Source organism: Pedobacter sp. AC402 (assembly GCF_979252805.1).
Genome location: NZ_CEEDAI010000002.1, coordinates 90,842 through 115,955, shown reverse-complemented (window position 1 = coordinate 115,955; position 25,114 = coordinate 90,842). Strand labels below are relative to the sequence as shown.

The following is a 25,114-nucleotide window of genomic DNA, read 5'->3' as shown; positions in this document are numbered from 1 at the left end:
ATTAATTTATTATTTGCGAAAGGAATCTTAAAAGATTAAATTGTTTTAATTGAACCTGCATCACGCTGTACTTACTATATGCTCAAATTTCTTAACGTAATATGGATGTTATTTATCAGTCATTCGGTGATTGCGCAGTTTGGTCCTCTAAAAAATCTTTCAATAGAGGAGGAATCAAAGTTAATGGAGTACAATTCTAAATGTGTACATAGAGATAAATATAGTCCTTCCCAAAGGCAACAGCTTTATCCTTTTAACCAGACAGTACTCATTTCTTTAATATCTTTTCAAGATACAGTATCCGAATTTTCAAGCCATCTGCCAGTTAAAAAAGGAATTTTAGATACGGGAATGGTAAAGGAGGAAATCAGATTATCCAAAGCAGACATTAATAAACTGACCGATTTACTTTTTAATTATGGTTATAAATCTAAAAAGTATGGAGTGATTGAAGACAGGATGTCCTGCTATGACCCCCACAATGCCATCTTATTCTTTAACAATCAGAGAAAAGTAATCGCTTATATCGAAATCTGCTTCGATTGCCTACGTATGAAATTTAGCTCAGAAAAAATAAAAGTGGGAGAAAACTGCACTGAAAAATTCAGTATCCTCAAAAATTTCTTCACATCAAAAGGAATCAAATTTGTATCAATAGACCATACGGATTAATTATGAGAGCTTACAACGAAACCCTCGCCCTGCGTGTTGCCGAACGTTTAATGCATATCCCAGATGTTGAAGAAAAAGAGATGTTCAGTGGATTGGTTTTTATGGTGAACGGCAAAATGTGCATTGGTGTTTCTAAAGAAAGTATGATGGTGAGGCTTGATCCCAATATTTTAGAAAATTTATCTGATAAAGATGGCTGGCAGCAGATGGTGATGGGTGATAGACCAATGAAAGGTTATGTTTCGGTATCAGAAGATGTGTTGGTCCGCAATGATGAACTCGATTTTTGGGTAAACCTTGCATTATCCTTTAATCCATTGGCGAAAGCTTCAAAAAAGAAATAAAGCAGCTAACCTGTAAATAAGGCCGAAACTGGCAAATCCATATTTTTTGATTAATTTTATCTTTCTAATCAAATTTTATGAAAAAAGGAGCTGCTGTAGCGGTATTTCTGCTATCTATTTCACTTACTCTTCTGGCTCAGGTTAAAAGATCGACCACGCAAACTTCAGATATTAAAGAAACAAATACACAACAATTAAAAACAGCTGCGCCTGAAGGGCATTACTGTGATTATTGCAAATTAAATTACCCTGAATCGCATTTTCCATGTATTATGAAATCCATCAAAGGCAAACTGGATGTAATAACCGGAGAGATAAGTTTTGCAGCCGGGCAACCCATAGGTGGTATTGTGGTTAAAGGTGGTAAAAATGCCGGAGGGAACGCAATAAACCTGGTTACCAATCAAAACGGGGAAATAGAATTTAACAATGAAACTTCAGGAAATTATAAATTTATCATTACTGTTCCTTCCACCAACCCAAACTCAAGGGTAGCGGGTTCGCCAATTGGTGGTATAATTGTGAAAGGTGGGAAAAATCCGGGTGGCAGTTTAATTACGGTTATTACGAATGAAAATGGCGAAATAGAACTCAATAATCTTTCTGTCGGAAACTATAAATTCACCGCTCTTGGTGCTACGGAAACAGAGAAAAGTAATCCTTTGTACAAATCCAGTCATTCGGATAAGAGCAACCCTTTATATCAGGAGTAAATTCCTTAAATTTACGTTACATTCCATTTTTGGCACCATTATGGAATCTTTCAAGTTTGTGCATCTTTAAATTGTTACACATTTAAAACACACATTATGAAACGTTTAAATTTAATATTGAGCCTTGCCTTTCTTTTGCTTGGATTTCAATCTTTTGCCCAAACCAATAAAGAAACTACAGTCAGAATTGTAGCCGACAAAAATTATACTTTTATTGCCAACTCCGCCATGCCGATGTCTAATAACGATATTAGCAAAATATTAACGATGATGCCTGGCGGACAAGGGGGCGCAACCATTAACCTATCGGGATCACAATACGATGTACGGGTGACTAAAGATAGTGTTGTGGCATATTTACCTTATTACGGAAGATCTTATACTGCGCCGATAGATCCGAGCCAGGGAGGGATTAAATTTACATCAAAAGATTTTACCTACACAGAATCGAAAAATAAAAAAGGATCTTATACCATCCAGATCAATACCAAGGATGTAAAAAGAGAAAACTATCGCTTTACCATCAATATTTCTACCAATGGTTATGCTTCATTAACAGCAAGTAGCGTTAATAAACAACCGATTATATTTAACGGCTATTTAGACGAACCGAAGAAAAAGGATTAATATGTAGATCGTCATTGCTGAGAAGGAACGACGAAGCAATCTTCATGCTGGCGAGCCCTGCTATAAAGATTGCTTCGTAGGCTGAAAAAGCCTTTCAGCAATGACGATTTCACTTACTTCTTCACCAACTCAATTTGAAAAATATGTGGCCACTTTTTACCTGCCACGAAAAGTCTTTTGGTTGCTTTATCATAAGCAATGCCGTTTAAAACATTATTCGCTTTTTCATCTTCAGTTTTAAAGTAATCGGCGGGCAACAATCCTGATAGATCAATTTTGCTTTCTACAGCACCTGTTTCCGGATTGATAATCAGAATTTCGTTTGTTGTATATACGTTTGCATAAATTTTGCCATCAATAATTTCCAATTCGTTCAAGTTTTGAATTGCACCTTTATTGTCGAAAACATCAATTGATCCAATTTTCTGATAAGAATCTTTATCCAGAAAAAATATTGTGTTCGAACCATCAGTATTGTATACTTTCTGACCATCGAAAGCCAAACCCCAACCTTCTCTGCCAGTGGTATAAGAAAATTCAGACAGTTTTTTAAAAGTTGTCTTATCGTAAACGAAGCCAACTTTTTCGCGGTAAGTTAACTGAATAATCTTATTGCCGATTACCGTTATTCCTTCGCCAAAATATTGTTTATCTAAATCTGCTTTCTGTAAGATTTTCCCGGTGGAAGGTTCTACTTTACGTAAGCTCGAATGGCCATAATCTCCTGCACTTTCATAAAAAAATCCGTCATGATATTCAAGGCCTTCTACATAAGAAGCTGTATCGTGAGGCAAGGTTTTAATTACCTTATAACTGTATTCAGTAGGTGCCTGAGCAGCTAAAACATTAATGTTTGAGGTTAAATCTTCTGATTTTCCTTCGCCGAATATTTTTGCTGTGATTAAGTGATTTCCTAATTTTAAACCTACAGTTTTTAGTTTAATGGCTGAAGTATCAGTTTTCGAAAGTACTTTAACGGTATCGATTAAATAAACAACAGAATCTACCTTTTGCTCAGCTCCAAATTGTACTTTAACATCAAATTCATTACCTGATGCCACATTAAGGCCGGTCATAGGTGAAACAAAGCTTCTGTAGGTTGTGGTAGAACTGTCTTTACAAGAACTTACAAAGGCAAGTGCAATTCCGATAAATAAGAAATTTTTGATTGGGTTAATCTTCAGGCCAAAACGCATCTTCAATATGTTTTAAATTATAATTTTTATTTTTTGTAAATGTAATCGCAATAATGTCAAAACGGACATCATTTTGATGATTCATGATTTCAATATAGGCATTCGCTGCCAATTCCATCTGAATTTGCTTCGCTTTTTGTACAAATTCTTCCGGATCGCCAAAAGCTACAGAACTTCGGGTTTTTACTTCCACAAAGGTCATGATTCCGTTTTTATATACAATCAGGTCAACTTCGGCTTTTCCGTGCGTCCAGTTTTCATCTAAAATTTCATAACCTTCAACTTCCAGATATTGCTTGGCAATTCGTTCTCCCTCTTTACCTAAATCATTGTGTAATGCCATAAATGATTAAAACTGGATTTTGATTAAAAATTTCTATAGGATGATACTAGTTTCTTAACTTAAATTGATCGTCATGCTGAATTTATTTTATTAGCAGTTTTTATTGTTTTAAAGGTCTAATAGCTACTTCGTGGTCAGCATCTTCCTGCTATAAAGACCCTAAAATAAATTCAAGATAACAATACTATTATTTAAAGCATGAAGTTATGTTATTTATAAAACTAAGCGATCATTTCTATTAAATGATAATCAACTCTAATTTATTTTACAATCACAGAACCCAAAAACTTCGAAATTTCTCTTTCTACGCCCTTAATCACCCCGTAACGCTGCATCAAAATCATTTGATTGTCCTCATTTTTTTCATCTTTAATTTCCTTCAACAGATTCATCAATATTTTTTCAACTTTTCGTTTTTTAAGGTGAAAAATACCGCCTAAAATCGTAGCTTTTAAATTCATTGATTCATCTTTTACATAAATGAGATGCTTGTTTAACCAATTTTCACTTAAGGCATATTCTGAAGTCGATAATGTAATGGCGAGATCGGCAATTTCTCTATCTTCGTGTTTTACAAAATGGTTGGAAGTAGGCAAACGTCCATTGTCGATTTCTGATTTATAGTAATCAATAATTCTTTTACACAGCGGATCGTCGAATTCTACATCGCTCAGATTCTGCATAATAAAAGAACCGATGTACATGTCATCAATCTTATCCCAATTTACAAACTCGTGTCCGAAAGCCAGTAATAACCTCACGATTTCTTTTTCCTGATGTTCGTTTTCCTCTACAGGTGGCTCTTGCCCCATCGGGCCTGCGCTATCATCCCATAAATCATCTGGCGGACCAAGCGGCTCGGGCGGACCTGACGAATATGGCTTTGAACTTGAAGAAGAATTTGATCGCTGGTTGTTATCAAAACTTTTCTTAAGCTTAGCCGAACGCATTTTATTGAGCTCACTTAATAAAATGTGTTCATCAATTTCGAGCAAACTGCTACACTCACGGATAAAAACCGAAGCTTTAATAGGATCGGGAATTTTCGCAATACTTTCTACAATATCACGGATAATGCCAGCACGTTTAATGGGATCGTTACCAGCGTCTTTTAGCAGTACATTGGCTTTGTATAAAATAAAGTCTTTTCTGTTCTCCTCAAGATAGGTTTTAAAAGCTCCTGCTCCCACATGGTGCATATAAGAATCCGGATCGTGACCATCGGGGAAGGAAACGATTTTCACGTTAAGGCCTTCTTCCAAAATCATATCCAAACCTCGGAGTGAGGCTTTAATACCTGCAGCATCACCATCGAATAAAATGGTAATGTTTTGTGTAAAACGCCCGATCAGTTTAATCTGCTTTCACTTGTTAAAGAAGTACCCGAAGATGCTACCACGTTTTCTATGCCGGCCTGATGAACGGAAAGCACATCGGCGTATCCTTCTGCCAGGTAACAGTTATCTAAATCGCGAATGGCTTTTTTAGCATGGAATAAACCATAAAGCACATTCGATTTATGATAAATTTCACTTTCCGGAGAGTTTACATATTTAGGAACATTTTTATCTGTTTTTAATGTTCTACCACCAAAACCGATAATCCTGCCTGTAAAGTTGTGGATTGGGAACATCACACGGCCACTGGAAGCGATCGTAAATTTTACCGTTATCATTTTTAATTGATAATCCGGTAGCTTCTAAAAATTCTAATTTATGGCCTGCGTTGATCGCGCTTTGCGTCATGGCATCCCAAACATCGGGTGAGTAACCTACCTCGAATTTCTTTAGGATGTCTTCTCTAAAGCCACGCTCTTTAAAATAGCTGAGGCCAATGCCTTTGCCTTCGTCTGTTTCCCAAAGTTGTTTCACAAAAAATGCAGCTGCGTATTGTGAAACAACGTAAAGACTTTCTTTGGCACTTTGTGCTTCGGCATCCTGAGGACTTAATTCAGCTTCCTCAACTTCAATATTATATTTATTGGCTAAAAACTTAAGTGCTTCCGGATATGAATATTTTTCATGATCCATTATAAAGCGCACTGAATCTCCACCTTTACCACAACCAAAACATTTGTAAATGCCCTTGGTTACGGATACGTGAAAGGATGGTGTTTTTTCGCCATGGAAAGGGCAATTGCCAATTAAACTGGTTCCGCGTTTTTTTAAGTGCACAAAATCCCCTACTACCTCCTCAATATGGGCGGTATCCATTATCTTATCTATCGTTTCGCGGTTTATCATATACGCACAGCGCTTTCCTCTTCTTTTTTACCACAAAGATAACAGAGAAAAAACACAAAGAACACAGAGAAAAGTTTCTTTGTGTTCTTTGCGAAATACTTTGCGCGCTTTGCGGTTTAAAACCTTCTACTTCACTAAAGGCAATAACTCATCGGCAACCAATTTATTGCCAGTTTCGTTTAAGTGTACCCTATCAACGGTTAAAACACCTTTTTCTTTATCTTCAGGATTATTTTTTGCTTCGTATTCGGTAAAAATCTTTCTTAAATCGCATACCGGAAGATTGTTTTTTGCAGCCAGTTCTCTAATCCCGGCAGCATATTTATTTAAATCGGCATCCAATTCATTTGTACCATCTTTTTTCTCTCCTAGTACAGAAGGTGTTACCAATACTACTTTGCTTCCTACGCCCTGAATTTTATTGATCAACGCCTGGTAAAACTTTAAATATTTATCGTAATCAGTTCCTGTATGAGAAGATTGCTTGTGCCAAACATCATTAATACCCACATAAATTACCACTAAATCAGGTTTTTTATTCAGAACATCATCTTCTAAACGGAGGTATAAATCGTATACTTTGTTACCGCCTATCCCTGCACCAATTACATTGTATTTAGTAGAATCTAACGCTTGTTTGATCAGGGTTACATATCCCTTTTTTGAAACTCCTTGCTGGGTAATCGAATCGCCGAAAAAGATAATCCGTTTTGGTTTAAATGTCATTGAGGTTAATGCAATTAGGCAAAAGCTTAGTAAAATACTTGTTTTTAATAGTGTTTTCATCTTTTTATAATTGGTTAGGGTTATTTATTGTCGGTCTTTTTAAAATCCAGGTCCTGGAAATCGAAACTAAAATCGGTTAGTGGCGAAATTGCTTCTATTTTAAATCCATTTGCTATGGCATTGTTATCTAAACTGAAATTAACAAAAGCATCTGCATCCAAACTTCTATCGTACCATTTTAAGATGTAGGTATTTCCTTTATAATAAGTCATGTCGCCTTTTAATTTTGGGGCATTTTTAGCCTTGAAATGCATTTTACCATTTACTTCACTAATGGTAACATCGCCAAACCAGGCATCGTGGAAAGTGCCGTAGTAATTTTTAGCATCAGGTTTAGAGGTAGATAGTTTTTGTTGTGCGGCGATATCATTCCACACTTTGCTCACCATTTCATCAGCCTGTTTTTCATTCCTCAACCGGTTATCGTTATAGGTTTTAATTCTATCCTGGGCTTTATATGCCTAAATAACCATCTTTAATTGAATTTGTAATGGCGTTAAATGCAGCACCAGATTGTTGATTGGTTAATACGATAATCCCCAATTTCATTTCAGGCAAAATGATTACCTGTAGTTACAATACCCGATAAACCACCAGTATGCGTTGCCTGAAAATTACCATTAACGTTAGTCAAAAACCAGCCTAAACCATAGCTGCTAAAAGCGGCCGGATTACCACCTGCTATGATGGTTTGAGGGGTCCAAAGTTCTCTGGCTACAGCAGCACTGAATAATTTCTGATCTAATGTTTCTCCGTATTTACCACCGTTAATCATTGCTGTTACCCATTTGCTCATATCGGTAACGTTAGAATAAATGCCTCCTGCTGCATTGGCAATTTCGCCAAAGCTAAGGCCTACCGGAAGCAATTTACCCTGATACGGTGCATGGCCATCAATTACATTCGATTTATCTTTTAAGCGGTACCAAGAGGCTGCAGTTTTCGTCATGCCGAGAGGCTTAATAATTCTGCTTTCTATAAAATCCTCATAAGTACTACCCGAAACCCTTGCCACCACATCACCTGCAACAATATACATAAGGTTGTCGTAATCATATTTTGTGCGGAAAGATGAAACGGGCTTTAAATAACGGAGGTTATGGATTAACTGTTTCTTATCAACTGTTGAAGAATCTGGCCAGATCATTAAATCACCTGCACCCAAACCTAAACCACTGCGGTGTGTAAGCAGATCGCGAATGGTAAATTCGCTGGTAACATAGGCATCATACATTTTAAATTCCGGAATTACATCCGTTACTTTTGTATCCCAGGTAATTTTCTTTTCATCAACCAACATACCCAAGGCAGCCGCTGTAAAAGCTTTTGTATTTGAGGCCACGCCGAAAAGGGTATTTTCATCTACCTTTTTATTGGTTTTGATAGAACTTACCCCGTAACCTTTGAGGTGAATGATTTTACCATCTTTGATAACAGAAACTGCAATTCCAGGTACGTTAAAAGTAGTTAATGTTTTTTCTACAACACTATCAATCTGCTTGGAGGTAAGTACCTGGGCTTGCACCTGGATACCTAAAAACAGTAAAATAGCAAGCGATATTTTGAATTTTAATAAGGAAAAAAGTTGCATTTGTATCAGTTTTAATAATCGGTTAAAGATAATAAGCTGCGTTCGAATAATATTTAACTATGAAGATTAATTTTTATCTCCTCACCTCAACACCATTCGTTATGCTGAATTTATTTTACAACTAAATTGCGTGTTTTAAGTTATCTGGCAGCTATTACGTGCCAGGCAGCTTTCCTGCAAAACAGCGCCTAAAATAAATTAGCTTCTGCGAACTCGCGAAGGTTCAGTTCAGGGAGAAGGCTCTCTGGGTATTAAAAGCAGCTTAATACACGTAGGAGAAAATCAATCTTTATTTTCCTTTTTCGAGTTTGTAATCTTTATGCACGATTAAAAAACTTGCCCGTTCTTCTTTTTTGAAAGGGTAATCCCAGTTGCCCTGATAGGTAATTTTAGTTGGCAGTTTATCATCTCCAAAATAGCCCATTTCGATATTCATCTGCACATCGAAATCGAACAGCATGTTGCTGTATTTCATATCAACATAACGGCCCAAAATATTGAAATTCCGCTTATCAAAAATGGTTACCAGTTCTTTAATCATAATACCATCTTTCGTCCAGCTACTTAAATCGGGTTTTACCGAAACTTTAAAACGGTATACAGGGATAGAATCCAGATAGGTGCCACTTGTAAAACCATAATCGTAATACTGGCGCATATTGGCAGAAAAAATTTCGGTTTTACTCCCAATAAAAGGAACTTTTATCGGTCTGCCAGGATTAAAAATTAATGTTTTCAGCTTGTCTTTATAACTTTCGTTTGTTCCACCTTTGCCATCCGGTTGCGGTGCATTGGGTACAAAATCGGTATTGTAGGCATTCATAAAAATGTAATCGAACATTTCTACGGTATACAATTGGTATTTTCCGTTTTTCTTATAAATTTTACCCGTGTCTTGTTTAACCAGGTACTCCATTTTATAAGGGCCACTGTTGTTGTGTTTTATTTTACGGTAAACCTTTCCGTCAACTTTATTCTTCTTATCGTAGCTATAAATTCTGTTTTCGGCAATGAAGCTATAACGTTTCATATCCCTAAACGATTGATAAAAAGAAGTATCATACATCACTCTTTTAATAAAGGTTTCTACATTCAACTTTTCGGCCTTGATGTTTACTGTAGAATCGAGCGTAATGGTTTTGATCGTATCCGGATTAAAACGGTTAATTTCCTGGGCTAAACCTTTGTAAGAGATTGACGCTAACAGTAAAAGAAAAAAGTATTTTTTCATCGAAGCTGAATAAGTAAATGGTTTTTGCCTGAAATTTAGGGATGTTAAATGGTGAGCGCGAATGGTTTTTTTATACCGTTTCACCCTTAATTTCCTAATTGTTTCAAAGCGATATAAGCCATCAATCCTGTTGATATTTTTAAAGCATCTTCATCTACATCAAATCTTGGCGTATGTACCGAATATTGAGTGTCTTTAGCTGCATTACCAGTACCTAAACGATAAAAACAAGCATCTGTTACCTGAGAATAGAAAGAAAAATCTTCAGCTGCCATCCAGATATCCAAATCCACTACGTTTTCTTTACCTAAAAAATCTTCAGCAAAAGCCCTTGCATTGGCAGTTAATTTTTCTTCGTTAATTAAAAATGGGTATCCCCTATGAATATCGAAATCACAGCTTCCACCCATGCTTTCTGCCATTCCTTCGGCCATTTTTTTCATGCGTTTATGCGCTTCATCTCTCCAGTTTTCATCCAAAGTTCTGAATGTTCCTTCGATTTTAACCTCATTAGGAATAATATTGGTTGCGCCATTAGCAATTACTTTACCAAATGATAAAACTGAAGGCAAACGCGGATCTGCATTGCGACTTACAATTTGCTGTAACGCGATAATAATATGTGATGCAATTACAACAGGATCGATATTTTGGTGAGGCTGCGCACCATGACCGCCTTTTCCGGTTACAGTTACATACAATTCGTCGGTAGAGGCCATATAAATTCCCGATCGGAAACCCACTTTACCAGCATCAATCATTGGCATTACATGTTGGCCAACAATATAATTAGGTTTTGGATTTTCGAGCACACCTTCTTTAATCATAATACTGGCACCACCGGGCAATAATTCTTCTGCTGGTTGAAAAATCAGTTTGATTGTACCACCGAAATCATCTTTCATTTGATTTAAGATATTCGCAGTACCTAAAAGTGAAGATGTATGTACATCATGGCCACAAGCATGCATTACACCATGGTTTTTAGAACGGTAAGGTTTATCGTTCGCTTCATGGATGGGTAAAGCATCCATATCGGCACGCAAAGCAATTACTTTATCAGATGGGATATTTCCTTTAATTAAACCCACAACACCTGTATTGGCGCAATCGGTATATTCTATTCCCCACTTTTTTAATTTATCCTTGATGAATAGTGAGGTTTCGAATTCTTTAAAAGATAATTCGGGATTGGCATGAATATGTTGACGGAAGCCTACAACTTCATTAAAAATGTTGCCGGCCAGTTCTTGTATTTTATTTTTGATCATTGTTTGTTGTGGTATCTAAACTTGGTGCGTTAATTTTTTCCCTGAAAATAAAAAGAGTGGGAAAAGTTGGTCTAAGTTCGTTAATTAGTCGCTGAGCCTCCAATCGACTCCTAAAATCGCCTACCCGAACATAGTAGTTTGGTTCTTTATAAGTAAGGTATGTATTTAATTGTGGATAAAGCCCTTTAAACCTTGCCTGTTGGTTAAAAACCTCACGCCGATCAGAGCCATAAAAAATCTGCACCCTATAACCATAGGCAGAAACGATGGGTTTGCCTGGTTTTACTTCTCCAGAGCTTTTATAAACAGCAATACGTTTGGCTATTAAACTATCAATTAAAGGGTCTTTTATTACCGTTACTTCTCCTTTTTGTGCAAAAGCAGTATTAAAAAGAAACAAAAAACAGATAAAAGTTAATATTTTTTTCATGTGTAAAAACCTGAGCATTTATGAGCAGATGAGTAAAATATCATCTCATATCTTCTTAACAACAAGAATGCCGAAATCGTTGCAAAAATCGGCATTCTTTATGGGTTAAGCAAATTGATATTATCCGAACGAAATATTACCTGTCGAATGGATTGGTAACCTTTAAACTGGAAAGCCTATCAAAGTCTTTAAAATTTCGTGTAATAAGAGTAAGGTTGTTTACAATAGCTGTTGCAGCAATTATTGCATCGGGCAATTTCAGGTTATAATATTTGCGTACCTCTACAGTTTGATTTTTAATTTCCTGGCTTAGTTCATACACATAAGAATCCTTAATAAAGTTTCTTAATATGAGTAAATCGTTTTCAGTAGCAGTTTTCCAGCAAAGAAGTTCAATCTCAGTGATCGCAGAAATGGCAGGCTGGTTAGTAGATATTACATTGTCAATAAACTTTTCAGCTGTTGGTGCAAATTGCCTTTGCAGAAAATAGATTACAGTATTGGTATCCCAAAGATAACTTATTCCCACTCGTTTCGTATACTATTTAATTGTTCATCAACATCTGAAATTGGCTGTTTTTGCATCGAGCCCTTATATTTTGTGATCAGATCGTTACCAGAGAGATCCTGAGTCTTCGAATCTATTCTTAAGCGAATAACTTTAAGCAATTCCAAATCTTTTAAAAGATCTAATGCTTTATCGTTTAAAATATCCACTGTTACAGTTCTCATACTCAAAAATACTAATTTAAATACAAAAACCAGTCAGCTTAATCCAAAATCTGCATTCTTTATGGGTTAAGCAAATTGATATTATGCGGGTTAGTTTTTTCGGTTTGTCATTTCTTCATACCTCAACAATGTCGACCTTTTTTAACAGATCTGTCAATGGTAGCGTAGCCGAAGGATTTTAACCACAGATCTACACAGATCAGTTTGCTACGGAAACACAGAAAAGCACGGAGAATTCATAGATTTTAATCCCTTATTTGGGTCATCCGTAGAAGATCTTGTTTCCTAAGAATTTTAGGTTTTCTCCTCATCTCAATAAAAAAGCCAGATTCGTTTTAAAAACCAGCGTTATAAAAAAAGCCCCAACAATATGCTGAGGCTTAATGTGAAATATTTATTCCGGCTATAAGTTTGCGCCGTGGCAGTTTTTATACTTTTTACCGCTACCACATGGGCAAGGTTCGTTTCTACCAACTGTAGCTTCTTTACGGATGGGCTGTTGTGGAACGGCCTCACGTGTATCGCCAAACTCAATACCTGGTTCTTCTCTGCCAAACTCTTGTTTAGTAGTTTGCAACTTTGGTTGCTTTACCGAGCTGGCGCTTCTCTAACTTCATCTGGCTCTTGCTGAACCGGGATACCACCTTTATATAAGAAACTTACCACTTCTTTATTTACCGCATTAAGCATGTTTTTAAATAAGTTAAAAGCTTCCATTTTATAAATTACCAATGGATCTTTTTGCTCGTAAACTGCATTTTGTACAGATTGCTTTAAATCGTCCATTTCGCGTAAATGCTCTTTCCAGCTATCATCAATTAAGGCCAGAACAATGGTTTTTTCGAACGAACGAACCACTTCTTTTCCCTTATTTTCGATTGCTTTCTTCAAATCAACCGCCACCTGAATACCGCGGATACCATCGGTAAAAGGAACTACAATTTGCTCGATGTGCTCACCACGTTCTTGATAAACCTGGGTTAAAACCGGTAATGACTGTTGAATAATTGCTTCTGATTTACGTGCATAAAATGCTTCAGCTTCATCAAACAACTTTTCAGTTAACTGAGGAGTACTGGTTGAAGTAAATTCTTTTTCGGTAATGGCGGTATCTAAAGAGAAGTTCTTAATCACCTCCAGTTTGAAACCATCATAATTTCCTTCCTGTTTATATTCGCTTACGATATCTTCTGCAACATCGAAAACCATATTGTTCATATCTACATCTAAACGTTCGCCAAACAAAGCGTTTTTACGTTTAGCATAAATTACAGTACGTTGCGAGTTCATTACATCATCGTACTCCAATAAACGTTTACGTATACCAAAGTTGTTTTCCTCTACTTTCTTCTGTGCACGCTCTATAGATTTGGTAATCATTGAATGCTGAATTACCTCACCATCTTCAATACCCATACGCACCATAATGCTCGAGATACGCTCTGAACCAAATAAACGCATCAGGTTATCTTCTAACGAAACAAAGAACTGAGATGAACCCGGATCACCCTGGCGACCGGCACGACCACGTAACTGCCTGTCTACACGGCGAGATTCGTGGCGCTCAGTACCAACGATGGCTAAACCGCCAGCTTCTTTAACACCTGCACCCAATTTAATATCGGTACCACGACCAGCCATGTTGGTTGCAATGGTTACAGTTCCTGCCTGCCCGGCTTCTGCAACAATATCAGCCTCTCTCTGGTGCATTTTAGCGTTTAACACATTGTGTTTAATGCCACGGAGTTTAAGCATGCGGCTTAACAATTCTGAAATTTCTACAGAAGTTGTTCCTACCAATACCGGACGGCCAGCTTTTGGCTCAAGTTGACCTGTTTCAGGATTAACCGCAGGAATTAATGCACCTTTGGCATCAAGTTTTGGTACGGCTCTGCCAGTTTGATCGTATTTAACAACTGGTTTGCCATCTTTTTGCTTTACATTACCTTCTTTATCGGTTTCGTATTCTGTTTCGTAATGAGAATATGGAAAAACAAGGTACTGGATCTCTGCAGCAACAGCGTTGTATTTTTCGCGAACGGTACGATAAACATAATCCTGTTCATCTATTCTTGAAATGTTCCTGTTTGTTGGTATTTCTACAACGTCTAATTTATAGATCGACCAAAACTCGCCTGCTTCTGTTGTTGCTGTACCCGTCATACCGCAAAGCTTGTGGTACATACGGAAATAATTTTGCAGGGTTACAGTTGCATAAGTTTGGGTAGCATCTTCAACCTTAACATTCTCTTTGGCCTCAATTGCCTGGTGCAAACCATCAGAGTATCGACGGCCATCCATAATACGGCCGGTTTGCTCATCAACAATCTTAATTTTGCCTTCATCGATGATATATTCTACATCAATTTCGAATAATGTATAGGCCTTTAACAATTGGTTTACCGAGTGAATGCGTTCTGCCTTAACAGAATAATCGCGCATTAAAGCATCTTTCTCAATTACTTTTTCTTCCAATGGCAAATCAGATTTCTCTAACTCGGCTACTTCCGTACCAACATCCGGCAATACGAAAAAGTGAGGATCTTCTCCCGATTGGGTAATCAGTTCGATACCTTTTTCAGTTAACTCAACCTGGTTATTTTTTTCATCTATATAGAAATACAATTCAAAATCTACCTTAGGCATATTCTTGGATTGATCGGCCATATAGTGGTTTTCTGTTTTTAACAACAAACCACGAACACCGCTTTCACTTAAAAACTTAATTAAGGCTTTGTTTTTTGGTAAACCACGGTAAGCACGCAATAAGGCTAAGCCACCTTCGCCCTCTTCGGTTCCGCTATTACCGGCGTTAATTAATTTTTTAGCTTCGTTTAACGCTTGTGTAACATAAGCTTTCTGTGCATTAACCAAACGCTCAATACGTGGTTTTAACTCATAAAATTCATGCTCATCACCACGGGGAATCGGGCCCGAAATAATTAAAGGTGTACGGGCATCATCAATTAAAACTGAATCGACCTCATCCACCATTGCAAAATGCTGTTTGCGTTGTACCAGTTGATCTGGCGTTTGCGACATATTGTCACGCAGGTAATCAAAACCAAATTCGTTATTGGTACCGTAGGTAATATCTGCGGCATAAAGCTCTTCTTCTTTCTTCGGAGTTTGGCTCATGCTTATCAATACAATCAACAGTTAAGCCATGGAATTCGAACAACGGCCCGTTCCACTCACTATCCCTTCTTGCAAGGTAATCGTTCACAGTTACAATGTGTACACCTTGCCCGGCCAGGGCATTTAAATATGCAGGCAAAGTACTCACTAAAGTTTTACCCTCACCGGTAGCCATTTCGGCAATTTTACCACTGTGTAAAACAATACCACCAATTAACTGCACATCATAGTGAACCATGTTCCAGGCCACTTCAGTTCCTGCGGCATCCCATTTATTGGCCCAGTGTGCTTTATCGCCAACAATTTTAACATTGTTTTTTCTTGCAGCATAATCTCTGTCAAACTGGGTTGCGGTAACTTCTAAATAGTCGTTTTCGCTTAAACGGCGTGAAGTTTCTTTTACAACAGCAAAAGCTTCAGGAAGAATTTCTAAAAGTACTTTCTCCAATTCTGTATCGCGGTCTTTACCTAAAGCATCAACCTGATCATAAATTGCTGTTTTTTGATGAAGATCTAAATCTTCGTTTTCTGCATCAGCTTTTAGGGCTGAAATTTTTCCGTCTATATCGGTTAAGAAAGTAGAAATCCTTTCTTTAAATTCTATGGTTTTACCACGTAACTCATCATTGCTTAGTGCAGATAGTTTACTGTAGTGTTCGTTAATTTTAACAACCAATGGCTGGATAGCCTTTATATCTCTTTCTGATTTACTTCCGAAAACCTTCGCTAAAAATCCTAACATTATAATATTTTAAATCGTATTTATAAAAAAATGGTGTGTTACAACAACCAAGCCATTGTCTGTACTAAGTCAGTTTGGCAGTTATTGCTATCATTGGGGGCTTAAAATCTTTTAAAAGATTCTTTTAACAAAAGGAACTAAGGGCTGTTGTTCTTCGGTTTTTTTCTGATGGTTAAATCGGCAATTACCTGATTTACACTTACGTACTTTGCAACTTTTAATTGTGCTTGTGTGCCAATTAAAGCCAGTTTAGTGTAGGATAACAGGTAAGGATTGCGCGCTTCGTTAAGCTGAACCGAGGCCTTACCAGTTGCATTGATACTAATGTTATGCTCATTACAATATTCATTTAATATTCTAAGCCCTTCAACGCGTTCGGCTTTCGCCAAATGTGTTAAGCTAAAAAATACAAGTGATATGGTTACGAGGTGTTTCATTAATAGCGGCAAAGCTAGTTTTAATTTTTATAAAATGAAATTACATCATCCCAAAAATCGTACCTCATTTTTTAATCCTGTATTTCTTTTATCGCCCCTTGATTCTATTTTGCTGAATTGGCTTTTTATAATGATGCCTCTGCTTTTTATAACGATGCCCCCACTTTTTATAATGATGCCCCCGCTTTTTATAATGATGCCTCCGCTTTTTATAATGACGCCCCCGCTTTTTATAATGATGCCCCCGCTTTTTATAATGATGCCCCCGCTTTTTATAATGATGCCCCCGCTTTTTATAATGACGCCCCCGCTTTTTATAATGATGCCCCCGCTTTTTATAATGATGCCCCCGCTTTTTATAATGATGCCCCCGCTTTTTATAATGACGCCCCCGCTTTTTATAATGATGCCCCTGCTTTTTATAATGACGCCCCCGCTTTTTATAATATTGTTTTATTTTTTAAAAAGACATTAGGAATTCTTACCGTCTTTTTTAATTTTATGGCATGTTGAAAAAAGTAATTACGCTCTGCTACCGAAAAATAATTGATACCACCAACACCAGTGCCTGGGATAAGTTTGTGCATGAAGATAGTTTTGCAGAGTTTAAGATGCAGGCTCAATTTTACAATCAGGAACAACGTTTTACCACTTTTGCCGAAATGTTGATCAATACTCCTGAGGCAGAAAAACTGCACTTTTTGGTAAGCGCAGCCATTACCGGATATTTACGCCAGTTAAATGGCATTATACCGGATATAATGGACAATTTAGGCCGTCGGTTTCTAACTTTTGAAAACTTTAAGTTCGAATTGATCAACTCAGATATCAACGACCTGGAAAAACATAAAATAGCGATCAACTTTTTTTCTAAACCACTTATTTGGCACGATACCGTTGATAACCTGCTTTTAGTATCGCAATTTAAAGAAGCAAATGAAGCTGAGGTTTTTACAAATCTTTTTCAGATTCAACCTTTTGTGAGCATACATGCTCTAAAACATACAGATTAAACGATGGAACTTACACCTGGAAAAATATTTTTGGCAGATCAGCGCGGATTAACCGAAAGTTCAGTTTTAAGAAGTTACAATACCTTTAATTTCGAAAAATATTTTAACGAAAATAAAGAGGCTTTTGGCAATCTGTTTATATGCAATGACGAATCGATTGTTGGCGGCAAGGTTACATTTTTTCTATGTAAAGAAGATTCGCTTCAGCTATTTATGCCCATTACCGGCGGCATTGATATTGTTGCCAATGGAAAAGAATTCGCTTTAGAAACCGGCCAGATACAGGTTTTAAATATGGGTAAAGGTGAAGTGTTGGAAATTAGCAATCCTTACCAGAACGATACCATTAATTACATGCAGTTTGGGATTAAAACCGACATGTTTTTGATGCGTGCAAGTGAAATGCTTTTTGGTTTTGATTTTGAAAAGAGCCCGAATCAACTGATCAAAATTATCGACAACCAGAAATTACCCTTTAAATTAAGCGCAGGTATTTTTGCCGAACGCCAAGCAGCAGTTTATAAAATGCAAAAGGCGGATAACAATTTTTTTGCTTTTATTATTGAAGGTACTTTCGAAAATGAAGGCCGCTTAATGCACGCCAGAGATGGTTTAGCGCTTTGGGATATTGAGCAGGTTGAATTGAAAGCCCTAAGTAATAATGCGATTGTGGTGGTTTTGGAATTTGGGTTTTAGCTTTTAGGTTTTTGCAAACAAATGGTGTGTGAGGACACGAACCATGACGTAAATTTATCCCGCAGATTTTAGAAGATTATTGCTGAGTCGTTCGACAGGCTACCCTATATAGAATCCAAAAAAAAGATCGGCAACGCTGAGGAGGAACGACGAAGCAATCTATCATGCAATTTATTATTAAAAAAGATTGCTTCACGCCTACGCACAACCCCTTCTTCAGTTCGCAATACGAAAACAAGACCCAAAACTCACGTGAATATAGCAGCATTTTCCCTTAATGTTTTTTCGACGCTGGGTTTTGCCTTAGGGATTGGAAGGGTTTGGTACCGAAAAAGCATCTGTTTTTATTTAATTACGGTATGCTTGCTTGTTTACAGGTTTTCATCGGTACCGCAGCGAAGCGCAGCCCTGAAAAGCCCGCCCCTTTTCCGTTCTCAGGGGATTGGGGAACTCCCAAATGATTAAATAAAATAAATTAACTGATGATCTGCCGACAGGCTCAGGATGTTATTTTATTTAAAAACTACCTCTGTAGCCCCGTAGCCAAACTTTTCTTTCCGTGCATCCATATAGGTTTTCACATGTGGATTTTTACTGATCAGTTTATGAATTTTATCCCTCAAAGTACCATTTCCTGAACCATGGATAAAAACAATTTTATCGAAATGATGCACAACCGCAGCATCCATAGCCGTTTGAAAATGATTAATCTGGATCTGCAGCATTTCATCAGCTTCTAAAAAATGATGATCATCTCTGAGTTTTTCGATATGCAGATCGATTTCTTTTTGTGGGGCTGCAACCGTTCTTTTCTCTTCTGTTGATTTAAAAAAGCTTTCTTTCAGTTTCTGAGGATCGATGTTTACAGGCACAAGATCATCTAAACGGATTAACCAGCCTTTATTTTTTAATTGTGGCAATTCTTTTTGCTCTGTACTAAAATCTTTTGCCCTAAATTTTTTGGCAATCACCAATGGGTCAATAGGTTTTACATCGGCTTTACTAAAAACCAAGACCTGGAAATTAAATTCCGGCCAAAGATCTAAATCAGCCAGAGAAGCCGAATAAACCAAGGCAGATGCATAAGATTCTACTACCCCATGAAAGGCACCCGCATATTTTTCTTTACGCGCTGTGGTTAAACTCACTAATAAAATATTGGGCGAATGATTTTGCAGGTGGAAATGCACCACATTACCCGCTTTATCATCTGTAGCTACAGCAACATAAATTCCATTTTCAATTTTACTAATACCGGGAACATTTACCTGGATGGGTTTCGGTATATCAACCTCTTCGGCTACCACACCATGGCCATGTACCGAAGTTAAATTACTAACCGCTACAGGAATTTCGAAACCATCTTCATCAGTTACACCTAAAGTTTGGGCATCGATAATCTTCGTTACATAACCTTCACGTTTTTCATCAACAAAACGCACAAAATCTCCAAGTTTAAATTTCATAGCCCCTAAATCCCCTAAAGGGGAATCTCCATATTATTTAGTAATAGTTATTACAATTTCTCCAAATTTCACTTCACCATGCAGATCCCCTTTAGGGGCTGGGGGTTAATGACGAGTATCGTTTCCGTGATAAATACTCAGGTAACTTTCGTATCTGGATACTGCAATTTCGCCATCATTTACCGCCGCCATAACTGCGCAGCCAGGCTCATTAATATGCCTGCAATTGTTAAACCTGCAACTGTGTGAGGTTTTAAAAATTTCCCTAAAAAAATGTCCCAGCTCTTCTTTTTCAATGTCAATAACACCGAGTTCCCTAATTCCCGGCGAATCTACAATAAAACCACCCTGAGGCAGTTCGAACATTTCGGCAAAAGTGGTGGTATGCTGCCCTTTATCACTCCAATCTGAAACCTCTCCTGTTCTTAAATCGCGATCGGGCAACAATGCATTAATCAAACTTGATTTCCCCACGCCGGAATGACCGGAGATGAGGGTAATTTTATCGGTAATCAGCTCCTGGATCACCGAAATATTGATGCCTTTTAAAGCCGAAACTTCATAGCAGGCATAACCAATATTTTCGTATATATTTTTAAATTCCTGAAGGATTTCTAAACCCTCTTTACTAAACAGATCGAGTTTATTAAATACCAATACGGCAGGCACATCATACGCTTCGGCTGTTACCAAAAAACGATCGATAAAACCTAAAGAAGTGCGTGGCGAGGCCAATGTAACCACCAACATGGCCATATCAAGGTTCGCAGCAAGTATTTGCGCCTGCTTACTCAGGTTAATTGATTTGCGGATGATGTAGTTTTTGCGGGGCAACATCTCGTTAATCAAGCCCTGGTTACTGTCCTTTTCAAGGTCGAATTTCACCCTATCGCCAACCGCAATCGGGTTGGTGGTTTTAAGTCCTTTAATTCTGAATTTCCCTACAATACGACAGTCGTAACGTTCACCATTATCGGCCAAAACGCTATACCAGCTCCCTGTAGACTTAATAACTAATCCCTGCATATTTGCGGTAAAGGTATGAATATGATTTCATTGGTAGAAGCAGCCAGCGTGGATAAAAGTTTGGTTATCCGCAATAAAGATTTAAAGTTTACAGTAATTTTCACCTTATATTTTCCTATCTACCAAATATCTTACATAAATTCAACGCTTTAAAAGGCAAAAAACCTAAATTTGCGACAATAAAAATCAAAAATATAATGAGTTTCAGAATAGAACACGATACCATGGGCGAGGTGCAGGTACCAGCCGACAAATACTGGGGTGCACAAACCGAACCGCTCACGCAATAACTTCAAGATTGGGCCGGAAGGTTCGATGCCAAAAGAAATTATCCACGCTTTTGGATACCTGAAAAAAGCTGCGGCACTTGCCAATACGGAACTTGGCGTATTATCGGCCGAAAAAGCTGAATTAATTGCCAAAGCCTGTGATGAAATTGTTGCCGGTCAACTTGATGATCAATTCCCATTGGTAATCTGGCAAACGGGTTCTGGCACACAGAGTAACATGAATGGTAACGAGGTAATTGCCAACCGTGCGCATGTAATTAATGGTGGTGCACTGGCCGATGATAAAAAAGTACTTCACCCTAATGATGATGTAAATAAATCGCAGTCATCAAACGATACCTTTCCTACTGCAATGCATATTGCGGCATATAAACTTACGGTAGAAACCACTATCCCCGGTTTAGAGAAACTTAGAAATACATTAGCTAATAAAGTTGAAGAATTCAGTTCTATTGTTAAAACTGGCCGTACTCACTTTATGGATGCTACCCCCCTTACCCTGGGGCAGGAATTTTCGGGCTATGTACAACAGATTGATAACAGCATCAGGGCAATTAAAAATGCTTTGGTGATGGTTGCTGAGTTAGCTTTAGGTGGTACCGCTGTAGGTACTGGTTTAAATACACCAAAAGGATACGATGTTTTAGTGGCAAAGAAAATTGCCGATTTAACAGGCTTGCCATTTGTAACCGCCCCGAATAAATTTGAAGCTTTAGCAGCACACGATGCGATGGTAGAACTATCTGGCGCATTAAAACGTACCGCGGTTGCTTTAATGAAAGTAGCAAATGATGTTAGGATGTTAAGTTCTGGTCCACGTTGTGGCATTGGCGAAATTGTAATTCCTGATAACGAACCAGGCTCTTCTATTATGCCCGGAAAAGTAAATCCTACACAACCAGAGGCTTTAACCATGGTTTGTGCACAGGTAATTGGTAACGATGTTGCCGTTTCGGTAGGTGGTATGAGCGGCCATTTTGAACTTAATGTATTTAAACCGGTTATTGCGGCCAACGTATTGCAATCAGCACGTTTAATTGGCGATGCCTGTGTTTCTTTTAATGATAAATGTGCTGAAGGAATTACAGCCAACTTACCAGAAATTGAAAAACATTTACAAAATTCGTTGATGTTGGTAACGGCTTTAAATCCACATGTAGGTTACGAAAACGCAGCTAAAATTGCAAAGAAAGCTCATAAAGAAAATAAAACCTTAAAAGCAGCAGCTGTAGAACTGGGCCTGTTAACTAATGAACAGTTTGATGAGTGGGTACGCCCGGAAGATATGGTAGGCAGTTTGAAATAATTTAGAGGATCGTCATTCCCAACTCGATTGGGAATCTTAAAGCGTATTGCATTAAGATTCCCGCCTGCGCGGGAATGACGTCACTTTGAAAAATTAGTTTTTTAATCAATACCATTAATCAAAACAACTGGTAATATGAATTCGATATTCGCTACAATGATCAGTATGACATCGATCATTGCGCCATGTATTGTACTTGGGGCATGTTGCTATTTTTTATCAAAGAGAACGGTTGTTGAAGCTATTTTAATGACCATTGGGGCTGGAATGGGTTTAGTTATTCATGTGCTTTATCTTTTTATGCCAATGTTAACGAGCTATAAAAATATACCCTACACTGATATCTCTAAGTATTATACCGTAATTGGTATTTTTAATCTCATTGCCAGTCTTTGCTTTGCCATCGGTTTTTTAATACTGGTTACCAACACAGTTAAAAAGAATACTGATTTTACTAATCAATTTCCTAAAAGCATCGATTAACCATACAATGAACAAACTGCAGCCGGGTTTAAAGGGTTTTTACATCATCCTTTTTGCATTATCTATCTTTTATATCGCTTGTAGCCCTAGGCCTAACATACAGGGCAAGGGAGAAGATTTTATGCAGGGCGTATGGAACGAAGATTCGGTTGCCTTTAGCGATAAATTAAGTAATTATACCCAGCACCATTTTCGGTTTAGCTGCGATTCTGTTTACATCGATATGGTTACACACAGTAAAGTAAACCTTTACGAAGATTCGTGCTATCATAATGGCGTTTGGAAAGAATATGCAAAGGGTGTTTATGCCGTTAAAGGCGATACACTATTTGTTGGCGCAACCTTTACGCATGCCAATTACAAACAAAAAATATCGGGCTGTTACCGAATTGGTCGATATGAAAAGAATTTCCTGATTAAAAAGCATACCGCAGATACAATGTCGTTAGAAAGCTTAAGTGATCAGCGTGAAATCAAATTAATCCTCAAAGAAAAAATTACCTGCGTACAAAAAGAATTATAAAATGATTTTTACATCAATTAAAAAGAAACTAACCACAGCTTTAGCACTTGGTTTTTTAGCTTATTTACCAATGCAAGCAAATGCATGGGGCACCATTGGCCACCGAGTAGTTGGTGAAATTGCCGATAGCTATTTAAAGGCCAAAACGCGCAAAGCCATTCAGGGTATTTTAGGTTACGAAACTTTGGCCATGAGTGCCAATTGGGGCGATTTTATTAAATCGGATTCTACCTACAATTATATGTATAATTGGCATTTTGTTAATCTTCCTGCCGGATTGGATAAAAATGGTGTATACAACTTCCTATCTGCCGAAAAAGCACCAAGCCTTTACACTAAAATACCCGATCTTATTGCTGTTTTAAAGAAAACAAGCAGTACAGCCGCCGAAAAAAAACTTGCACTACGCATGTTGGTGCATTTGGCAGGCGATTTATGCCAACCTATGCACGTTGCCCGTAAAGAAGATTTAGGTGGTAACCGTGTTTCTGTTTTGTGGTTTAACGAAAAATCGAATATCCATCGCGTTTGGGATGAGCAGTTAATTGAATATCAGCAGCTAAGTTATACCGAATATGCAAAGGCAATTAATCATGCTTCTGCAATTCAGCTTTATAACTGGCAAAATACAAGCTTAAAAGATTGCATTTATGAATCGTATGGCATTTGCAACAAAATTTACGATAACACAAAACCCGATTCGAAATTGAGCTACCGCTATAACTTTGAATGGGTGGAAACGTTAAACGATCAACTTTTAAAAGGCGGCGTACGCTTAGCCAAAATGTTAAACGACATTTACGGGTAAACCATTTTGATAAGATTTTAATGCCTCAACGCCTAAAAGCTTGAGGCATTTTTTATTTCTTGTAGCATATTAATCGTTACTTTCGTTAAAGGGGTATAAACTAAAACGCTATGAAAAAATTAATGTTGATGTTGCTGGTTCTTTTCTCCCTTTCCTGCAAAAAAAGCCAAAAAGAAGATCCCATTACTAAACAAAAATGGGTATTAGAAACTGCTATTGTTTCTCCAGCTTTAAACATACGAGGCGAATTGGTTAGCGATTATAAGAAATTGGAAGGCAATGATGGCTGTTTATCCAACAACTTTACACTAACATTTCTACCTAAAGGCACCTACCGGCAATCTTCTACCGGATCGCTATGCGATATGGTAGAAAATGATGAAAATCAAAAGTGGAGAAGATCAGGTGAGCAGATCATTTTAGGCCACAGTCCCAATACGGAAAATATTTGCACCATTAATGGTAACAAATTAACTTATACATTGGTAAATTCGCCAGGAATATTTTATTCCAAAGTGGTATATACTTTTAAAGCACAATAATATTGAAAATTTTAATGGTTTGCCTGGGTAATATCTGCCGTTCGCCATTGGCCGAGGGCATTATGCGCCATCTTGCAGATAAAAGCTCTTTAAACTGGGAAATTGCTTCTGCCGGCACAGGCAACTGGCATATTGGTAGTGCACCTGACCATAGGAGTATTGCTGCGGCCAAAGCACTAGGTTACGATATCAGTAAACAACGTGCGCAGCAGTTTAACCATTCTATGTTCGGTTATTACGACCTGATTTTAGTTATGGACCGTAATAATCTCGCTGATGTAATAAGCCTCGCCAAAACCCCTGAAGAAAGAAAAAAAGTTAAACTTTTTCTTGATAACAACGAAGTTACAGACCCATATTGGGATAATGCGCTTTTTAGCCCCGTTTGCAAACAGGTAGAGGAAAGATGTATGGAAATTATCAAACAACTTTCTTAAATTTAAAATTCATAATCACACACTAACC

At 37.5% G+C, this 25,114-nt stretch carries 25 protein-coding genes and 4 pseudogenes; 13 read left to right on the top strand and 16 right to left on the bottom strand.

The features are described from left to right. Window positions 1-105: 105 nt before the first annotated feature. The 4 genes from AC0IWE_RS02450 to AC0IWE_RS02435 all read left to right on the top strand — a co-directional run bounded on the left by AC0IWE_RS02450 (window position 106) and on the right by AC0IWE_RS02435 (window position 2,356). Window positions 106-672: a hypothetical protein gene (locus AC0IWE_RS02450; protein WP_471791769.1), complete on the top strand. Its 567-nt coding sequence runs from the start codon at window positions 106-108 to the stop codon at window positions 670-672. A gap of 2 nt (window positions 673-674) precedes the next feature. Beyond that, a complete protein-coding gene (locus AC0IWE_RS02445) occupies window positions 675-1,016 on the top strand; it encodes a TfoX/Sxy family protein (RefSeq protein ID WP_471791768.1) in 342 nt (113 codons plus the stop codon). A 77-nt stretch (window positions 1,017-1,093) separates the two neighbouring features. Next, window positions 1,094-1,729: a hypothetical protein gene (locus AC0IWE_RS02440; RefSeq protein WP_471791767.1), complete on the top strand. Its 636-nt coding sequence runs from the start codon at window positions 1,094-1,096 to the stop codon at window positions 1,727-1,729. Between the two features lie 96 nt (window positions 1,730-1,825). After that, window positions 1,826-2,356, top strand: a complete 531-nt coding sequence (locus tag AC0IWE_RS02435) for a DUF4251 domain-containing protein (RefSeq protein WP_463492414.1) — start codon at window positions 1,826-1,828, stop codon at window positions 2,354-2,356. Window positions 2,357-2,469: 113 nt separating this feature from the next. Here AC0IWE_RS02435 and AC0IWE_RS02430 read toward each other — a convergent pair whose 3' ends face one another. From AC0IWE_RS02430 to AC0IWE_RS02365, 14 genes and pseudogenes are all read right to left on the bottom strand, one after another. Then, complete coding sequence (locus AC0IWE_RS02430) at window positions 2,470-3,552, bottom strand: glutaminyl-peptide cyclotransferase (RefSeq protein ID WP_471791766.1); 1,083 nt, start codon at window positions 3,550-3,552, stop codon at window positions 2,470-2,472. After that, window positions 3,530-3,895, bottom strand: coding sequence for a YraN family protein (locus AC0IWE_RS02425; RefSeq protein ID WP_471791765.1), 366 nt, complete (start codon window positions 3,893-3,895; stop codon window positions 3,530-3,532). Before AC0IWE_RS02425 ends, AC0IWE_RS02430 begins: the two co-directional genes overlap by 23 nt. Before the next feature lie 260 nt (window positions 3,896-4,155). Beyond that, window positions 4,156-6,138 (bottom strand): annotated as a pseudogene (dnaG, locus tag AC0IWE_RS02420) (DNA primase). Window positions 6,139-6,264: 126 nt separating this feature from the next. Further along, the gene (locus AC0IWE_RS02415) at window positions 6,265-6,924 is read right to left on the bottom strand and encodes an SGNH/GDSL hydrolase family protein (RefSeq protein WP_471791764.1); all 660 of its coding nucleotides are present in this window, start codon (window positions 6,922-6,924) and stop codon (window positions 6,265-6,267) included. A gap of 20 nt (window positions 6,925-6,944) precedes the next feature. Next, a complete protein-coding gene (locus AC0IWE_RS02410; protein ID WP_471791763.1) occupies window positions 6,945-7,340 on the bottom strand; it encodes a DUF3471 domain-containing protein in 396 nt (131 codons plus the stop codon). 134 nt (window positions 7,341-7,474) lie between these two features. Continuing rightward, window positions 7,475-8,515, bottom strand: a complete 1,041-nt coding sequence (locus AC0IWE_RS02405) for a serine hydrolase domain-containing protein (RefSeq protein WP_471791762.1) — start codon at window positions 8,513-8,515, stop codon at window positions 7,475-7,477. A gap of 289 nt (window positions 8,516-8,804) precedes the next feature. Further along, window positions 8,805-9,746 carry a hypothetical protein gene (locus AC0IWE_RS02400; RefSeq protein ID WP_463492408.1) on the bottom strand — a complete coding sequence of 314 codons (942 nt, stop codon included), beginning with the start codon at window positions 9,744-9,746 and terminating at the stop codon, window positions 8,805-8,807. 86 nt (window positions 9,747-9,832) lie between these two features. Beyond that, the gene (locus AC0IWE_RS02395) at window positions 9,833-11,017 is read right to left on the bottom strand and encodes a M20 metallopeptidase family protein (RefSeq protein ID WP_471791761.1); all 1,185 of its coding nucleotides are present in this window, start codon (window positions 11,015-11,017) and stop codon (window positions 9,833-9,835) included. After that, the gene (locus tag AC0IWE_RS02390; protein WP_055908632.1) at window positions 11,004-11,447 is read right to left on the bottom strand and encodes an SPOR domain-containing protein; all 444 of its coding nucleotides are present in this window, start codon (window positions 11,445-11,447) and stop codon (window positions 11,004-11,006) included. Before AC0IWE_RS02390 ends, AC0IWE_RS02395 begins: the two co-directional genes overlap by 14 nt. A 136-nt stretch (window positions 11,448-11,583) precedes the next feature. Beyond that, window positions 11,584-11,976 carry a type II toxin-antitoxin system VapC family toxin gene (locus AC0IWE_RS02385; protein WP_471791760.1) on the bottom strand — a complete coding sequence of 131 codons (393 nt, stop codon included), beginning with the start codon at window positions 11,974-11,976 and terminating at the stop codon, window positions 11,584-11,586. Continuing rightward, window positions 11,967-12,179, bottom strand: coding sequence for a hypothetical protein (locus tag AC0IWE_RS02380; RefSeq protein WP_471791759.1), 213 nt, complete (start codon window positions 12,177-12,179; stop codon window positions 11,967-11,969). Before AC0IWE_RS02380 ends, AC0IWE_RS02385 begins: the two co-directional genes overlap by 10 nt. A gap of 403 nt (window positions 12,180-12,582) precedes the next feature. Beyond that, window positions 12,583-13,997 (bottom strand): annotated as a pseudogene (locus AC0IWE_RS02375) (preprotein translocase subunit SecA); the annotation flags it as partial. A gap of 174 nt (window positions 13,998-14,171) precedes the next feature. Beyond that, window positions 14,172-16,059 (bottom strand): annotated as a pseudogene (locus AC0IWE_RS02370) (preprotein translocase subunit SecA); the annotation flags it as partial. Between the two features lie 137 nt (window positions 16,060-16,196). Then, entirely contained in the window at window positions 16,197-16,496 is a 300-nt protein-coding gene (locus AC0IWE_RS02365) for a hypothetical protein (RefSeq protein ID WP_463492404.1), read from the bottom strand. 117 nt (window positions 16,497-16,613) lie between these two features. Between AC0IWE_RS02365 and AC0IWE_RS02360 the strand changes: the two genes are divergently transcribed. From AC0IWE_RS02360 to AC0IWE_RS02350, 3 genes are read left to right on the top strand one after another with little or no spacing between them, the layout of a single operon-like run. Continuing rightward, window positions 16,614-17,009, top strand: a complete 396-nt coding sequence (locus tag AC0IWE_RS02360) for a hypothetical protein (RefSeq protein ID WP_471791758.1) — start codon at window positions 16,614-16,616, stop codon at window positions 17,007-17,009. Next, complete coding sequence (locus AC0IWE_RS02355) at window positions 17,003-17,509, top strand: hypothetical protein (RefSeq protein ID WP_471791757.1); 507 nt, start codon at window positions 17,003-17,005, stop codon at window positions 17,507-17,509. Before AC0IWE_RS02360 ends, AC0IWE_RS02355 begins: the two co-directional genes overlap by 7 nt. Window positions 17,510-17,512: 3 nt before the next feature. Then, on the top strand, window positions 17,513-18,205 hold the full coding sequence (locus AC0IWE_RS02350; protein ID WP_471791756.1) for a pirin family protein: 693 nt from the start codon (window positions 17,513-17,515) through the stop codon (window positions 18,203-18,205). A 512-nt stretch (window positions 18,206-18,717) separates the two neighbouring features. Here the strand turns inward: AC0IWE_RS02350 and AC0IWE_RS02345 are convergent. Together AC0IWE_RS02345 and rsgA are read right to left on the bottom strand one after the other, a co-directional pair. Next, entirely contained in the window at window positions 18,718-19,671 is a 954-nt protein-coding gene (locus AC0IWE_RS02345) for a Smr/MutS family protein (protein ID WP_471791755.1), read from the bottom strand. Between the two features lie 105 nt (window positions 19,672-19,776). After that, entirely contained in the window at window positions 19,777-20,697 is a 921-nt protein-coding gene (gene rsgA / locus AC0IWE_RS02340) for a ribosome small subunit-dependent GTPase A (RefSeq protein ID WP_471791754.1), read from the bottom strand. A 197-nt stretch (window positions 20,698-20,894) separates the two neighbouring features. On the opposite strand from rsgA, the pseudogene fumC reads away from it, so the two are divergent. From fumC to AC0IWE_RS02310, 6 genes and pseudogenes are all read left to right on the top strand, one after another. Then, window positions 20,895-22,293, top strand: a pseudogene (gene fumC, locus AC0IWE_RS02335) (class II fumarate hydratase). 135 nt (window positions 22,294-22,428) lie between these two features. Continuing rightward, on the top strand, window positions 22,429-22,776 hold the full coding sequence (locus AC0IWE_RS02330; RefSeq protein ID WP_471791753.1) for a hypothetical protein: 348 nt from the start codon (window positions 22,429-22,431) through the stop codon (window positions 22,774-22,776). Window positions 22,777-22,783: 7 nt separating this feature from the next. Beyond that, on the top strand, window positions 22,784-23,299 hold the full coding sequence (locus tag AC0IWE_RS02325) for a fumarate hydratase (protein ID WP_471791752.1): 516 nt from the start codon (window positions 22,784-22,786) through the stop codon (window positions 23,297-23,299). Between the two features lies 1 nt (window position 23,300). Beyond that, window positions 23,301-24,107 (top strand): S1/P1 nuclease, encoded by an 807-nt coding sequence (locus AC0IWE_RS02320; protein WP_471791751.1) that lies wholly within the window; start codon window positions 23,301-23,303, stop codon window positions 24,105-24,107. A 110-nt stretch (window positions 24,108-24,217) separates the two neighbouring features. Then, complete coding sequence (locus AC0IWE_RS02315; protein WP_471791750.1) at window positions 24,218-24,649, top strand: hypothetical protein; 432 nt, start codon at window positions 24,218-24,220, stop codon at window positions 24,647-24,649. A 2-nt stretch (window positions 24,650-24,651) separates the two neighbouring features. Further along, window positions 24,652-25,086, top strand: a complete 435-nt coding sequence (locus AC0IWE_RS02310) for a low molecular weight protein-tyrosine-phosphatase (RefSeq protein WP_471791749.1) — start codon at window positions 24,652-24,654, stop codon at window positions 25,084-25,086. Window positions 25,087-25,114: the final 28 nt, after the last annotated feature.

Coding starts and splice junctions, on each gene's coding strand:
- AC0IWE_RS02440 (WP_471791767.1), top strand. CDS start 1,094: ATGAAAAAAGGAGCTGCTGTAGCGGTATTTCTGCTATCTATTTCACTT.
- AC0IWE_RS02405 (WP_471791762.1), bottom strand. CDS start 8,515: ATGCAACTTTTTTCCTTATTAAAATTCAAAATATCGCTTGCTATTTTA.
- rsgA (WP_471791754.1), bottom strand. CDS start 20,697: ATGCAGGGATTAGTTATTAAGTCTACAGGGAGCTGGTATAGCGTTTTG.
- AC0IWE_RS02330 (WP_471791753.1), top strand. CDS start 22,429: ATGAATTCGATATTCGCTACAATGATCAGTATGACATCGATCATTGCG.
- AC0IWE_RS02390 (WP_055908632.1), bottom strand. CDS start 11,447: ATGAAAAAAATATTAACTTTTATCTGTTTTTTGTTTCTTTTTAATACT.
- AC0IWE_RS02345 (WP_471791755.1), bottom strand. CDS start 19,671: ATGAAATTTAAACTTGGAGATTTTGTGCGTTTTGTTGATGAAAAACGT.
- AC0IWE_RS02415 (WP_471791764.1), bottom strand. CDS start 6,924: ATGAAAACACTATTAAAAACAAGTATTTTACTAAGCTTTTGCCTAATT.
- AC0IWE_RS02435 (WP_463492414.1), top strand. CDS start 1,826: ATGAAACGTTTAAATTTAATATTGAGCCTTGCCTTTCTTTTGCTTGGA.
- AC0IWE_RS02430 (WP_471791766.1), bottom strand. CDS start 3,552: ATGCGTTTTGGCCTGAAGATTAACCCAATCAAAAATTTCTTATTTATC.
- AC0IWE_RS02445 (WP_471791768.1), top strand. CDS start 675: ATGAGAGCTTACAACGAAACCCTCGCCCTGCGTGTTGCCGAACGTTTA.
- AC0IWE_RS02400 (WP_463492408.1), bottom strand. CDS start 9,746: ATGAAAAAATACTTTTTTCTTTTACTGTTAGCGTCAATCTCTTACAAA.
- AC0IWE_RS02325 (WP_471791752.1), top strand. CDS start 22,784: ATGAACAAACTGCAGCCGGGTTTAAAGGGTTTTTACATCATCCTTTTT.
- AC0IWE_RS02355 (WP_471791757.1), top strand. CDS start 17,003: ATGTTGAAAAAAGTAATTACGCTCTGCTACCGAAAAATAATTGATACC.
- AC0IWE_RS02425 (WP_471791765.1), bottom strand. CDS start 3,895: ATGGCATTACACAATGATTTAGGTAAAGAGGGAGAACGAATTGCCAAG.
- AC0IWE_RS02395 (WP_471791761.1), bottom strand. CDS start 11,017: ATGATCAAAAATAAAATACAAGAACTGGCCGGCAACATTTTTAATGAA.
- AC0IWE_RS02315 (WP_471791750.1), top strand. CDS start 24,218: ATGAAAAAATTAATGTTGATGTTGCTGGTTCTTTTCTCCCTTTCCTGC.
- AC0IWE_RS02450 (WP_471791769.1), top strand. CDS start 106: ATGTTATTTATCAGTCATTCGGTGATTGCGCAGTTTGGTCCTCTAAAA.
- AC0IWE_RS02380 (WP_471791759.1), bottom strand. CDS start 12,179: ATGAGAACTGTAACAGTGGATATTTTAAACGATAAAGCATTAGATCTT.
- AC0IWE_RS02365 (WP_463492404.1), bottom strand. CDS start 16,496: ATGAAACACCTCGTAACCATATCACTTGTATTTTTTAGCTTAACACAT.
- AC0IWE_RS02350 (WP_471791756.1), top strand. CDS start 17,513: ATGGAACTTACACCTGGAAAAATATTTTTGGCAGATCAGCGCGGATTA.
- AC0IWE_RS02320 (WP_471791751.1), top strand. CDS start 23,301: ATGATTTTTACATCAATTAAAAAGAAACTAACCACAGCTTTAGCACTT.